Genomic DNA, 12,569 nt, shown 5'->3' on the forward strand with positions numbered 1-12,569 from the left:
ATAATTGATAATTCTTAATTTTCCTGGGAAGCACGCAGTTGACCGCAGGCTGCATCAGCATCTAAACCGCGAGAATAGCGAACGCTGACTGCTACCCGTCGCTCTTCCAATTCCTTCACAAAACCCTGTATTTGTGAGGGACTAGGGCGTTGATAATCCACCTCATTAATGGGGTTATAGGGAATCAGATTAACATGACTTTGAAAGCCACGCATAAGGCTGGCTAATTCCGCCGCGTGGGTGGGTAAATCATTAACCCCAGCTAACATCACATATTCAAAACTTACCCGCCGTCCGGTCAATTTCACATAATCTCGACATTCAGAGATTAGCGCTTCTAGGGGATAGGTTTTGGCGCTGGGAATCAGTTGTTCTCGGAGAGTTTGATTAGAAGCGTGTAAACTAACAGCCAGGGTAATTTGTAGCTGATATTCGGCTAATTGGCGGATACGGTTGGGAATGCCTACAGTGGAAAGGGTAATCATTCGCTGTCCGATACCAATATCTCTATTTAAGCAGGTAATAGCAGCGATCGCATTTTGAGTATTCAGTAAAGGTTCCCCCATACCCATAAAGACAATATGGCTGACACGGCGTTGGAAATCTTCCTGAACCGTCAGCACTTGATCTACAATTTCATGGGTTTCTAAGTTGCGGAAGAACCCCCCCTTTCCGGTAGCGCAAAAATCGCAAGCCATGGGACACCCCACCTGAGAAGAAACACAAACCGTTAAGCGGTCATGGGTAGGAATCCCGACAGTTTCAATAATTTGACCATCGGATAATTTCAGCAGATATTTAATTGTACCATCACTAGCAACCGCGCGATAATGAATAGTTGAACGACCAACGGGTATGGTCGCTAATTGCGATCGCCACTGTTTCGGAAACACAGTGATTTCCTCCAGGGATTTAGCCCCTTTCTGATAAATCCACTGATATAATTGCTTTCCCCGATAAGCTGGTTGTCCCTGTTGCTGAACCCAATCAGTAAGTTCAGGTAAAGATGTCCCCAGTAAAGGTTTAAAAGCTGGTTCAACTGCGATCATATAGCTACCCTGTGCTTTTGTAGATTAATCCGCTGATTGTGGCTTTTTCGATAACAGAAATCCCCGTAACTGATTGAGATTAACCGTTTGTCCCCAATTGAGAGGTAACACAGAAACACCTTCTAGGCGCGACTGTACCCAACCCTCTCCCCAATACCATTCATGAAAGCCATCAATCCCCCCACTGAGGAGAAACCGCAAACAGTTAGACTCAGCCACATCAACATAGTGTTCGATTGTCACCGGACCCAGTGAACTGGTGAACTTGAGACCCATATTAAACTGTTGGGGGAGTCCCGGGGAAAATTGCACAGGCCACAACCACTGTTGAACTTGGTGGGGATACAACAGACTTTCGCGAATAGTCGCCTCAGAGGCATCTACCTCAATCCTTAGACTGCTTTTTTGAAAACTACCCAGCATAAGTCACCATGATCAAACCAGTTAGCGATCGCACTTGTCGGATCACAACCACTCCTAATTATAGCAGTCAGCGATCGTTCTAGTAACCTGTAGGGTGCATCTCAAATCTACAACAAAACCGACAGACCCCACACCTAGTAGCTTGTATGGTGCGTGATCATAAGTAAACCCGCTTCGCCCCTCTAACTATCAGGGAACAGGGGGGCAGGCGGGAACTAAATGGATAATGGATTGCAGACCATTATAGGCTGTAAATTGTAAATTGTAAATTGTCAATCATCAATCATCAATTTTCCAGGAACTATGGCTGATCAACTGATACGTGCTACAGCAGCCGACGGCGGTATTCGCGCCGTGGGGGTAATTACCACTCGTCTAACCGAGGAAGCGAGAAAACGGCATAAACTGTCATATGTAGCCACAGCAGCCCTAGGACGGACAATAGCAGGGGGTCTGTTGCTGGTTTCTAGCATGAAGCGTCCCGAATCACGGATCAATATTCAAATTCAAGGGGACGGACCTTTAGGGGGCATTGTAGTCGATGCGGGGCTAGATGGCACTGTGCGGGGTTATGTTGGGAACCCAGAAATTGAGTTAGTCCCTAATGCTGATGACAAACTAGACGTTGGCAGGGCAGTGGGTAAAAACGGGTATGTTTACATAGTGCGGGATGTTGGCTATGGTTATCCTTACTCGAGTACCGTTCAACTGGTGTCAGGAGAAATCGGTGACGACCTGACCCATTATCTGGTATCATCAGAACAAACCCCGTCGGCTTTAGTCTTAGGCGTGTTTGTGGATAAAGAAGGGGTACAAGCGGCCGGGGGGCTGTTATTACAGATTCTCCCCAAAGCCGCCACTGATTTAGCACTGATAGAGTTATTAGAATCGAGAATCGGTGCTTTATCTGGTTTTACCCCTCTGTTGCGCGCCAGTCAAACCCTACCCAATATTTTTGAGCAATTGCTAGGAGATTTGGGGTTAAATATTCTACCGGAAACCCAATTGCTACAGTTTCATTGTGGCTGTTCTTTTGAACGGGTTTTAGGTGGTCTCAAGATGTTTGGACAAGCTGAACTGCGAGATATGATTCAAAAGGATAGCGGCGCAGAGGCTAAATGTGAATTTTGTGGCCAGACTTATCACGCCACCAAGGAAAATCTGCATGAGTTGATCCGAGACTTGAATCAGGATGAGGATCAGTTGTCCGAAAAGATTGGCAAGGTTTTCTAGAAAACTTCCCTAGGGGATTGGAAGCGAAGGCTAAAATAATTCCCTAGGTGGGGTGATTGCGATCGCTTTCCTAACAGTGCTATAAGAATCAAGCAGCACCTTACTTTTTCCCCGTGGATAGTTGGTAGGGGGTGAATGCAGCGTGAGGATGGCTTAACCTATGATTGACAGGAAACCGAAACAAAACCGTTGGCTAGAATTGCGTTCCCCAAAAGTGGCGACACCACCACCCGCAATATCTAACAGAGTAGGGTCGCCGCCAAAATTGGTGCGGGGAAGTTCTGAGTCCATACAGCCAGAACGTAAAAGCCGTAAAGAACGGTTAAAAGAACTGCGGATGCTGCTAGAATCGGAAAGCATGAATCAGCCACCCTCACCACCGCCAGAACCGGAAGTCGTGAAGCCAGAGCCTACTGTATCATCAGCTTTGGTGACAGTGGTTCCCCCAACTGTTGAACCGGAAACGCCTTCACCAAAGAGAAATAACCCCATTATGGCATCTCTACCTGTGTTGGGGTTGCTGTTGGTGTTGGCGACTCCCCCAGGGGTGGCTTATGTGGCTAGTACGTTACTGTTGCGATCGCCTTCTTTACCTAACTGTCCTAAGATTTTTTGGCCTCTGGCTTCTGCCTCTCTGCGTCTGTACTGTGCTGAAATGGCTGCCAGTAAGAAAACTTTAGATGATTTCCTCCTCGCCTTTGAGTTGGTTAGTGTCCTGTCAGAAGACCATCCCCTCCGCCCGGAAATTAACCGCCACATTGACCAATGGTCGATGGGTATTCTGAATTTGGCAGAGTCTAAGTTTCAAGCTGGGGAATTATCGGAGGCAATTCGGATAGCGAAAAAGACTCCCCCGCAAACTTCAGCATCAGCTACTGTAGAACAGCAGATTAAACAGTGGCAAGAAATTTGGAAAAGGGCTGAGGGTATTTACCGCAAGGTTGAAGATTTGATGCGCCAAGAAGACTTGAATGTGGCATTTAGGGAAGCTACCCAGTTATTGAATGTGGGGAATAATTACTGGGAAACGGTGCGGTATCAGAAATTAACCGATTTACTACATATCGCTAGGGAAGATAGTCAGAAATTGGCGGAAGCCCGAAGTTTAGCGAATCAAGGGGGGGTTAATAACCTATTACTGGCAATTAAAAAGCTAGAGGAAATTTCTGATGATAGCTATTTGCAAGATCAGGCGAAAAAAGAAGTTTCGGCTTTGAGTAAATCGATGATGACTATAGCCGAAGATATCCTGAATCAGGGTCAATGGCAAGAAGCGATCGCTACGGTTAATAAAATTCCCAGCAGTGCTAACCTGACTGAGGAAGTTAAGGATTTTATCGTTTTAGCCCGTGCCCATGTTCCGGCGCTCCTGGATACGCCAGAAGGACTCACAGATGCGATCGCTCAAGCAGGTACTATTGAACGTAATCGGCCGCTATACTGGAAGGCACAACAATATATTCGGGGCTGGCAGCAGGAAATTGCGGATCTGACAATTATGAATGAAGCCTCGCGATTAGCCCGTAGCCAAACTATACCGGATTTAAGGGCGGCGATCGCTAAATTGCAACTAATCCCGGTTTCTCATTCCCGTGGTAGTGAAGCTAGGAAAAATATTAGCCAATGGAATCAGAAAATTGAGGAAATCGAAGATCGGCCTAATTTGGATATGGCGGAAAAGTTGGCGAGTTTTGGAGATGTTGATTCTCTGAAGGCGGCGGTGGAAAGGGCTTCTCAAATTGGTCGCGGTAGGGCACTATATGATGAGGCTCAAGAAAGGATTAATGAGTGGCGTGTCAGAAGTGAGCGCCTAGAGTTTCAACCGGTTCTCGACCGCGCCCAAGAATTAGCCGCCCAGGGTGATTTTGCTAATGCTATTGCTGTGGCTGAACAAATTAGACCCGGTTTATTGATGTACGAACAAGCCCGGGCTGATATTAACCAATGGCGATCGCAATTACAAGATATCCAGAATTTACAAAATGCCGAAACTTCTGCCATTCCTGGCACTATAGATGGTTTAATTCGTGGCATTCAATTAGCCGACCGAGTTTCTCCTTCTGGTTCGTGGCGTTGGCGTGCAGATCAGCTCATTAATGATTGGAGTCAAACCTTATTTACTCGCGGATTAGATCAGGCGATTTATGATATACCTGGGGCTATAGAAACCCTAAAAATGATTCCCCCAGGTACTAGCGTTTATAATTCCGCTCAAGCTCAAATTTCCGATTGGCAATCTTGGTTAAACCCACCGACCCCAGTTCCCTATGAACAGCCCACTCCGACTAGGTCAGTATCTCCTACTATTGAATTTGATCAGCCACCAGATCTTAACAAACCAATTAGATCGGATAACTGAATTGATCACCCTCAACCACGCCTTTAAAAAATTCGCCCAAAAATTAACCACAATTGGGGTTGATTGACCTTATAATTGGGAGCAAAAGAACTACAGGCATGACCTACTGGGACAAACCATTACCCCATAAAATCCTAACCCCCGCCGAACTACTCCAGCTTTATGCTAGTGGTAAACGAGGGTTCATCGGCGTAGACCTACAAGAGGTAAACCTCGAAGGAGCCAATTTAAAAGAATTACTCCTCTGGCAGGCTAACCTCAAATCCATTAATCTCCGTCGCGCTAATCTTAGCAACACCCATCTATTTGCTAACCTCTGTCAAGCCAATTTGTCCGACACCGATTTAAGCAATGCTAAACTACTTTATTCTGACCTCAGAGAAGCCAATTTAACTAGGGCTAAATTGTTCAAAACCAATCTCAAAGGGGCAGATTTACGCGGTGCTAATTTCAGCTACGCTAAACTAGCATACGCTGACTTAACCGAAGCCGATTTACGCGGTGCCAACTTCTATAATTCGGTTCTATTTTCAGTCACCATAAATCGCGCTCATATTGAAGATGTTGATTGGAGTGAAACCACTTTAGTTAAAACCAATCTGCGAGATGCGCTATAATTAAATTAGCTTCTGTCTCTGTCTCTGTCTCTCCCCTAAGTAAGTGGGTCAGTTATGTTGGTAGCCGCTCACCATAGACCCCAAAACCTTCTAGTTAACACCTAAAACTTGTACATCACCTAACTCAGAAAACCTATATTTAATGAATATTGAACGGAATTGTTGTTGATATCTCTGTAAAGCTAAAATACTAGCTATAGTAGTTCCTCAGTAATTATGGCTTCCATTGCTCGCAAAAACCTCATCGAAGATATTCCCCGCTTCCTGGCGGCTCAGGCTGGGATTATGTTTGCGGTGAGTTTAGTTACCATTCAAAATGGCATTCTCAACGGATTTGTGCAATCCTCATCTCTGCTTATTGATAAATCTAGCGCCGATATTTGGATTACCTCCGAAGACATGGTGCATCTCAATCTCACCATGCCACTAGCCCTAGAACAACTCACCAAAGCCCAAAAAGTTCCGGGGGTAGAACTAGCAGAACCTCTAATTTTTCAAAGTGCGCGTTGGCGCGATCCGACTGGTCAAATTCAAGCTATTAATTTAGTCGGTTCTAACCCTGACGGTCAACTGTTTGCTCCCTGGAATATTATTGAGGGAGATTTGGAATCTCTCAAACAACCATATCGGGTAATAGTAGATGAGAGTAATTTAAACTCCCTACAGGTTAGCGGTGTAGGAGATACGGTTACTATTTCTGGCTTAGAAGCGAAGATTGTCGGATTAACCCAAGGTACTCAACCCATTGTTAATAGTATTTTCGTCTTTGCTTCCCTGAAAAATGCTAACGCCTATGTTACTGTACCTCTACAAACTCAGACCAGATGCACTTTTGAGAATGGCAATCTTAACTGTGTTAATGTTTTTGATGATTCTGGCGATCGCCAAACCCAAACCGATATTTCTCCTGAACCTAGACCCCTAACATTAACTGATCCAATTACTTATATTTTAGTGAAAGCGAAACCTAATCAAGACTTACAGCAACTACAAGCTGAATTAGAAGCGACTCTCCCTAATACACGCGCTTATACCAGACAAGAAATAGCCGAAAAAATCCAAGATTACTGGCAAAAACGCACCGGCGTAGGCTTCGTTTTGAGTTTGGGTGCTGTGGTCGGAATTTTGGTGGGTATGATTGTGGTAGCTCAAATTCTTTATGCTTCCGTTGCTGACCATATTAAAGAATTTGGTACTCTCAAGGCTATGGGCGCTCCCGATCGCCTGCTTTATTCTGTGATTTTAGAACAGGCTTTTTGGATGGCTGTTCTCGGCTATATCCCCGGAATGGCTCTCTGTTTGGGTGTGGCAAGTTGGGCTTCTGCTACCCAGGGTATTTTGATTTTGATTACTCCGGCTTCTGCTGTAGGGGTGTTTTTCTTGACTTTAGTAATGTGTGGAGGTTCGGCTTTCTTTGCTATCCAAAAAGTCACTCGCGTAGACCCGGCGATCGTCTTTAAGGCTTGAAAATTTCTCTATAAAAAGGTTGACAGATACAAGAAAATTATGCTATTTTGGCAAGGAATCCGCTTTCTCAATATCAAGTAGCGATCGCATTTCCGGTAACTCAAAGAAACCGGGTTTCTAGTTAGGCGATCGCATTTTGGGAAGAAGAAGGCGATCGCTCCAAGATTTGTTAAAGTTTAGGTATAATTATAATTAATGTTCCTGGTTGATTCACGGCTAATGCAAAAAACTCGACAGTTAACTGCAATTATTGAGAGAGAAGGCGACGGATATTTTTCTTTGTGTCCCGAACTCGATCTGGCGAGTCAAGGTGACACGGTGGAAGAAGCGCGATCGAATTTAATGGAAGCGATCGAACTTTTTTTAGAGATGGCTGATGCTTCGGAAATTGAACGTCGTTTAAATAATAATGAGGTTTTCGTTGAGTCGATGGAGATTACAGTTGGGTAAGTTGAGGGTTTTATCGGCGAAGGAAGTGTGCATAATTTTAGAAGAACAGGGTTTCATCGAGGTGAGGGTGCGTGGCAGCCATATTATCATGCAACGGCGCGAAGCCGAATCAACAATAACCATTCCCGTTCCCAATTATAAAGAATTAAAAATCGGAACTTTGTGATCGATTATTCGACAGTCCGGTTTGTCTCGTTCTTTATTTGAGATTGATGAATGAACCGGACGTTATATAAGAAGCCTGGTTGATAAATTGTGCGATCGCATTTCCGGTAACTCAAAGAAACCGGGTTTCTAGTTAGGCGATCGCATTTTGGGAAGAAGAAGGCGATCGCCCCAAGATTTGTTAAACTATTAGGTATAATCAATGTTCCCAGTTCATTTGGCGATCGAGGATGATATCTCATGCAAATTAAGGGAATCAAAAAAGGTCGAACTATCGAAATATTTGAAGATATAGACATTCCCGATGGTCAAGAAATCAGCTTATCAATTGAGGCGGGGGGAGGTTTTTGGCAACGTCTCCAGCATTTTAGACAAGAACTTGAGTCTGAGGAAATTTGGATCGAACCAGATGTTTTTGAGGGGGTGCGGGATTCATCGCCGGGTCGAGAAGTGACTTTATGAGTTTACGATTTTTATTGGATACTAATATCCTCTCGGAACCGACACGCCAAAATCCGCATCCCAATGTGATGGCAATGCTGGAACAACACGAACTAGAAGTAGCCACATCAACGACTGTGTGGCAGGAACTTCTTTTTGGATGTTCGCGCCTTCCGGATTCTCAGAGACGGAGATTTTTAGAAAGGTATTTGAATCAGATCGTTCGTCCGACTATTCCAATTCTGCCTTATGATGTGGAGGCGGCAACTTGGCACGGAATTGAAAGAGCCAGATTGACGAGTATTGGAAAGACACCTTCTTTCCCGGACGGTCAAATTGCTGCTGTGGCGAAAGTCAACAATTTAATTGTGGTGACCAACAATGTATCAGATTATCGAAATTTTTTAGATCTGGCAGTGGAAAACTGGTTTGAATAAAAGAGCGATCGCATTCCCGGTGACTCAAAGAAACCCAGTTTCTAGTTAGGCGATCGCATTTTGGGAAGAAGAAGGCGATCGACTTAGTTATGCTGGGCTTGGCTAATCAAAACGGTCTCACTGAAATTTCTCGGAAACTAGCAGAAAATCTGTCGGAATGTGACTATTTAAAAGCACTACAATCTCTGAGAAGACGCAGTTTAATTGAAACTAAAATCGAAAATTCTGTCTCGGTTTTGAAACTGGAACCCCCAATTCAGGAATATTTTAAAACCGTGGGGGTCAGCACTGCAAGTTTTACCCTTAATTAGTCTGAGAATTAGCCGCCGCTGGGTAATGGTCGTTATAGCGTTCCTGATTAAAGAAATACAACGTGCGGATAGGATAGGGGATATTAATATCAGCTTCATCACAAGCCTGTTTAAGTGCTATCATAACCTGGGTTGTCACCCGTCGCACCTGTTTCCGTTCTGGGAAAGTCCAATAGCGAATCATGAGGTCAATAGAACTGTCTCCAAAACCCACTACATCGACTTCTACTTCTGGTTCGGACAAAACACCCTCGACGGTTTTGGTGGCGTTTAATAGAGTTTCTACAGCCATTGGTAAGGGGGTATTATAGTCTACTCCAATGGCTAAATCAGTGCGACGATGACTTTCGGCTGTCTTGACCTGTACGGGACTGGTAAACAGTATGGAGTTAGGAATTACGACCCTTTCCCCATGATAAGTTAGCATTTGGGTAGACCGAATAGAAATATTTTCGATAGTCCCTTCATAATCATCTACGACTATCTGATCACCAATTTGGAAAGGTTCTTGTAACAGTAATAAAATCCCGGCTAAGAAATTTTTAAAGATATCCTGAAAAGCAAAACCAATGGCTACAGAACTAAGTCCTAATAAACCTATAATATCGCCTAAACGCAGGTCAGGAAAGGCAATTACACAGGCGATAATTACGCCTCCCACCCAAGTTAATACATAACCTGTGTGAATGAGAAGAACTTGTAAAGATTTACTGCGGACAAATCTCGGTGCTGTGGATTGTAAAAATTGTCGGACAAACTTGGATAAAAACCGAGTCATTAACAATACGATTATTGCAAAAATTAAGGCTGGAATTACTTGGATAGCTGAACCTACTAAACTTAATAGGCTAGACTGAATTTCTTGGACTAAGGCATTCATAAAGATTGAGTAGTAATAGGATTGATCCAGATTTTCAACAGGGGCATAATTGCTGTTAGCTGAATATGTGAGCTAATAGCTAAAAACCTATAATATGATAACTTTTTGGGTGGGATTTTGGCTTCTACCCGCAGATAGATACAGCGGCCAGGAGTGACGGCGGCAATTATTCCGTGTAATTAATAATTGATAATTAATAATTGATAATTGTAGGGGCGGGTTCTGGAGTTAATTAGACTTGTCACCAGTTAACCTGATCAACCCGCCCCAGAAACCAAGCGATCGCTGGAGTTAATTAGACTTAGCAGCAGTCAAGCTGATCAACCCGCCCCCGAAACCAGTGAGGTGGGTTCCTGTAGGGGCGGGTTCTGGAGTTAATTAGACTTAGCAGCAGTCAAGCTGATCAACCCGCCCCCGAAACCAGTGAGGTGGGTTCCTGTAGGGGCGGGTTCTGGAGTTAATTAGACTTAGCAGCAGTTAACCTGATCAACCCGCCCCCGAAACCAGTGAGGTGGGTTCCTGTAGGGGCGGGTTCTGGAGTTAATTAGACTTAGCAGCAGTCAAGCTGATCAACCCGCCCCCGAAACCAAGCGATCGCTGGAGTTAATTAGACTTAGCAGCAGTCAAGCTGATCAACCCGCCCCCGAAACCAAGCGATCGCTGGAGTTAATTAGACTTAGCAGCAGTCAAGCTGATCAACCCGCCCCCGAAACCAGTGAGGTGGGTTCCTGTAGGGGCGGGTTCTGGAGTTAATTAGACTTGTCACCAGTTAACCTGATCAACCCGCCCCAGAAACCAAGCGATCGCTGGAGTTAATTAGACTTAGCAGCAGTCAAGCTGATCAACCCGCCCCAGAAACCAGTGAGGTGGGTTCCTGTAGGGGCGGGTTCTGGAGTTAATTAGACTTAGCAGCAGTCAAGCTGATCAACCCGCCGCCGAAACCAAGCGATCGCTGGAGTTAATTAGACTTAGCAGCAGTCAAGCTGATCAACCCGCCCCAGAAACCAAGCGATCGCTGGAGTTAATTAGACTTAGCAGCAGTCAAGCTGATCAACCCGCCCCCGAAACCAAGCGATCGCTGGAGTTAATTAGACTTAGCAGCAGTCAAGCTGATCAACCCGCCCCCGAAACCAAGCGATCGCTGGAGTTAATTAGACTTAGCAGCAGTCAAGCTGATCAACCCGCCCCCGAAACCAGTGAGGTGGGTTCCTGTAGGGGCGGGTTCTGGAGTTAATTAGACTTGTCACCAGTTAACCTGATCAACCCGCCCCCGAAACCAAGCGATCGCTGGAGTTAATTAGACTTAGCAGCAGTCAAGCTGATCAACCCGCCCCCGAAACCAGTGAGGTGGGTTCCTGTAGGGGCGGGTTCTGGAGTTAATTAGACTTAGCAGCAGTCAAGCTGATCAACCCGCCCCCGAAACCAAGCGATCGCTGGAGTTAATTAGACTTAGCAGCAGTCAAGCTGATCAACCCGCCCCAGAAACCAAGCGATCGCTGGAGTTAATTAGACTTAGCAGCAGTCAAGCTGATCAACCCGCCGCCGAAACCAAGCGATCGCTGGAGTTAATTAGACTTAGCAGCAGTCAAGCTGATCAACCCGCCCCAGAAACCAGTGAGGTGGGTTCCTGTAGGGGCGGGTTCTGGAGTTAATTAGACTTAGCAGCAGTCAAGCTGATCAACCCGCCCCCGAAACCAAGCGATCGCTGGAGTTAATTAGACTTAGCAGCAGTCAAGCTGATCAACCCGCCCCAGAAACCAGTGAGGTGGGTTCCTGTAGGGGCGGGTTCTGGAGTTAATTAGACTTAGCAGCAGTTAACCTGATCAACCCGCCCCCGAAACCAAGCGATCGCACCTCGAATTTCCTCACTTGGTCTTTTTCGCCTCCAACAGTTTTTTGAATACCAAAGTTACGAAGGACAAACTTCCCAAAACTACGGCCGCCGAATAGGATGCAGTAGTCTGATATTGAACGTGCATTTCCTCGACAAATAGGGGCAAAGTCTGAGTTTTGCCGATAATATTTCCCGAAACTACCGCCACCGCGCCAAACTCTCCCATAGACCTGGCATTAGTGAGAAGAATGCCATATAATAAACTCCAGCGAATAGAAGGTAAAGTCACTCGCCAGAAGGTTTGCCAATCATTGGCTCCCATAGTTTTAGCGGCTTCTTCTTGTTCTGTGCCAATTTCTTCTAAGGCTGGGAGAACTTCCCGCGCGACAAAAGGCATACAGACAAAAGCGCTGGCTAAAACCATACCGGGGAAGGCAAATAATATTCTGATATTAGCAGACTCTAAGGCAGGACCAAACCAACCCTGTCGTCCGTAGAGTAATACTAGCATTAATCCGACTACTACGGGGGAAATAGAAAAGGGGAGGTCTATGATACTTAATAATAGTGTTCTTCCGGGGAATTGATGACGAGCGATCGCCAAAGCGGTCACAATTCCAAATATCACACTAACTGGTACTACAATAGCATCAATCATGAGGCTTAATTTGGCAGCGTGCAGAAATTCCGGTGAGGTCACAGCACGGGAAAAACCACTCCAGCCGTTTCTAAATGCACCCACAAAAATATTAGCAGCAGGTACAAATAAGACTAACCCCACAAACAGAATAACAGCGACCACTAAAGCCACCTCAAAATTGCTCACCTGGGTTTGAGAGTTTTGGGCGGGTTGGATTAATTTTTTGGGATGCAAATATCCGATATTTTTAGGGTTCATATATC

At 45.3% G+C, this 12,569-nt stretch carries 14 protein-coding genes; 9 read left to right on the forward strand and 5 right to left on the reverse strand.

The features are described 5' to 3' along the window. Positions 1-14: 14 nt before the first annotated feature. Positions 15-1,049 carry a dual-specificity RNA methyltransferase RlmN gene (gene rlmN / locus N39L_RS25725; RefSeq protein WP_006618686.1) on the reverse strand — a complete coding sequence of 345 codons (1,035 nt, stop codon included), beginning with the start codon at positions 1,047-1,049 and terminating at the stop codon, positions 15-17. Positions 1,050-1,073: 24 nt separating this feature from the next. Further along, on the reverse strand, positions 1,074-1,472 hold the full coding sequence (locus N39L_RS25730; protein ID WP_014276772.1) for a hypothetical protein: 399 nt from the start codon (positions 1,470-1,472) through the stop codon (positions 1,074-1,076). Positions 1,473-1,775: 303 nt separating this feature from the next. On the opposite strand from N39L_RS25730, the gene hslO reads away from it, so the two are divergent. The 6 genes from hslO (at position 1,776) to N39L_RS25760 (ending at position 7,764) form a co-directional block, all read left to right on the forward strand. Then, complete coding sequence (hslO, locus tag N39L_RS25735; RefSeq protein WP_006618688.1) at positions 1,776-2,705, forward strand: Hsp33 family molecular chaperone HslO; 930 nt, start codon at positions 1,776-1,778, stop codon at positions 2,703-2,705. 160 nt (positions 2,706-2,865) lie between these two features. Further along, positions 2,866-5,064: an AAA family ATPase gene (locus N39L_RS25740; protein WP_043468578.1), complete on the forward strand. Its 2,199-nt coding sequence runs from the start codon at positions 2,866-2,868 to the stop codon at positions 5,062-5,064. A gap of 98 nt (positions 5,065-5,162) precedes the next feature. Then, on the forward strand, positions 5,163-5,681 hold the full coding sequence (locus N39L_RS25745) for a pentapeptide repeat-containing protein (protein ID WP_014276774.1): 519 nt from the start codon (positions 5,163-5,165) through the stop codon (positions 5,679-5,681). A gap of 216 nt (positions 5,682-5,897) precedes the next feature. After that, entirely contained in the window at positions 5,898-7,148 is a 1,251-nt protein-coding gene (locus N39L_RS25750; RefSeq protein ID WP_014276775.1) for an ABC transporter permease, read from the forward strand. Positions 7,149-7,367: 219 nt separating this feature from the next. After that, the gene (locus N39L_RS25755) at positions 7,368-7,598 is read left to right on the forward strand and encodes a type II toxin-antitoxin system HicB family antitoxin (RefSeq protein WP_006618693.1); all 231 of its coding nucleotides are present in this window, start codon (positions 7,368-7,370) and stop codon (positions 7,596-7,598) included. Then, complete coding sequence (locus N39L_RS25760) at positions 7,591-7,764, forward strand: type II toxin-antitoxin system HicA family toxin (RefSeq protein ID WP_014276776.1); 174 nt, start codon at positions 7,591-7,593, stop codon at positions 7,762-7,764. Before N39L_RS25755 ends, N39L_RS25760 begins: the two co-directional genes overlap by 8 nt. Before the next feature lie 4 nt (positions 7,765-7,768). On the opposite strand, the gene N39L_RS25765 is transcribed toward N39L_RS25760, so the two are convergent. After that, positions 7,769-8,005: a hypothetical protein gene (locus N39L_RS25765; RefSeq protein ID WP_014276777.1), complete on the reverse strand. Its 237-nt coding sequence runs from the start codon at positions 8,003-8,005 to the stop codon at positions 7,769-7,771. On the opposite strand from N39L_RS25765, the gene N39L_RS25770 reads away from it, so the two are divergent. The 3 genes from N39L_RS25770 to N39L_RS25780 all read left to right on the forward strand — a co-directional run bounded on the left by N39L_RS25770 (position 8,004) and on the right by N39L_RS25780 (position 8,952). Beyond that, entirely contained in the window at positions 8,004-8,225 is a 222-nt protein-coding gene (locus N39L_RS25770) for a hypothetical protein (protein WP_006618695.1), read from the forward strand. The two genes, N39L_RS25765 and N39L_RS25770, sit on opposite strands and share 2 nt — an antisense overlap. Further along, a complete protein-coding gene (locus N39L_RS25775) occupies positions 8,222-8,641 on the forward strand; it encodes a type II toxin-antitoxin system VapC family toxin (RefSeq protein ID WP_006618696.1) in 420 nt (139 codons plus the stop codon). The genes N39L_RS25770 and N39L_RS25775 overlap by 4 nt, the downstream gene beginning before the upstream one ends. Positions 8,642-8,730: 89 nt before the next feature. Then, a complete protein-coding gene (locus tag N39L_RS25780; protein WP_006618697.1) occupies positions 8,731-8,952 on the forward strand; it encodes a hypothetical protein in 222 nt (73 codons plus the stop codon). Here N39L_RS25780 and N39L_RS25785 read toward each other — a convergent pair. Next, complete coding sequence (locus N39L_RS25785; RefSeq protein WP_006618698.1) at positions 8,945-9,832, reverse strand: mechanosensitive ion channel family protein; 888 nt, start codon at positions 9,830-9,832, stop codon at positions 8,945-8,947. The genes N39L_RS25780 and N39L_RS25785 overlap by 8 nt on opposite strands. Positions 9,833-11,697: 1,865 nt before the next feature. Next, positions 11,698-12,564 (reverse strand): sulfate ABC transporter permease subunit CysW, encoded by an 867-nt coding sequence (cysW, locus tag N39L_RS25790; RefSeq protein WP_014276778.1) that lies wholly within the window; start codon positions 12,562-12,564, stop codon positions 11,698-11,700. Between the last annotated feature and the right edge of the window lie 5 nt (positions 12,565-12,569).

It is taken from the genome of Limnospira platensis NIES-39, assembly GCF_026000695.1.
Classification (GTDB): domain Bacteria; phylum Cyanobacteriota; class Cyanobacteriia; order Cyanobacteriales; family Microcoleaceae; genus Limnospira; species Limnospira platensis.

What these genes read in the sequence shown, in the direction of transcription:
- rlmN (WP_006618686.1), bottom strand. Translation starts at nt 1,049, where the DNA reads ATGATCGCAGTTGAACCAGCTTTTAAACCTTTACTGGGGACATCTTTA.
- N39L_RS25730 (WP_014276772.1), bottom strand. Translation starts at nt 1,472, where the DNA reads ATGCTGGGTAGTTTTCAAAAAAGCAGTCTAAGGATTGAGGTAGATGCC.
- hslO (WP_006618688.1), top strand. Translation starts at nt 1,776, where the DNA reads ATGGCTGATCAACTGATACGTGCTACAGCAGCCGACGGCGGTATTCGC.
- N39L_RS25740 (WP_043468578.1), top strand. Translation starts at nt 2,866, where the DNA reads ATGATTGACAGGAAACCGAAACAAAACCGTTGGCTAGAATTGCGTTCC.
- N39L_RS25745 (WP_014276774.1), top strand. Translation starts at nt 5,163, where the DNA reads ATGACCTACTGGGACAAACCATTACCCCATAAAATCCTAACCCCCGCC.
- N39L_RS25750 (WP_014276775.1), top strand. Translation starts at nt 5,898, where the DNA reads ATGGCTTCCATTGCTCGCAAAAACCTCATCGAAGATATTCCCCGCTTC.
- N39L_RS25755 (WP_006618693.1), top strand. Translation starts at nt 7,368, where the DNA reads ATGCAAAAAACTCGACAGTTAACTGCAATTATTGAGAGAGAAGGCGAC.
- N39L_RS25770 (WP_006618695.1), top strand. Translation starts at nt 8,004, where the DNA reads ATGCAAATTAAGGGAATCAAAAAAGGTCGAACTATCGAAATATTTGAA.
- N39L_RS25765 (WP_014276777.1), bottom strand. Translation starts at nt 8,005, where the DNA reads ATGAGATATCATCCTCGATCGCCAAATGAACTGGGAACATTGATTATA.
- N39L_RS25775 (WP_006618696.1), top strand. Translation starts at nt 8,222, where the DNA reads ATGAGTTTACGATTTTTATTGGATACTAATATCCTCTCGGAACCGACA.
- N39L_RS25780 (WP_006618697.1), top strand. Translation starts at nt 8,731, where the DNA reads ATGCTGGGCTTGGCTAATCAAAACGGTCTCACTGAAATTTCTCGGAAA.
- N39L_RS25785 (WP_006618698.1), bottom strand. Translation starts at nt 9,832, where the DNA reads ATGAATGCCTTAGTCCAAGAAATTCAGTCTAGCCTATTAAGTTTAGTA.
- cysW (WP_014276778.1), bottom strand. Translation starts at nt 12,564, where the DNA reads ATGAACCCTAAAAATATCGGATATTTGCATCCCAAAAAATTAATCCAA.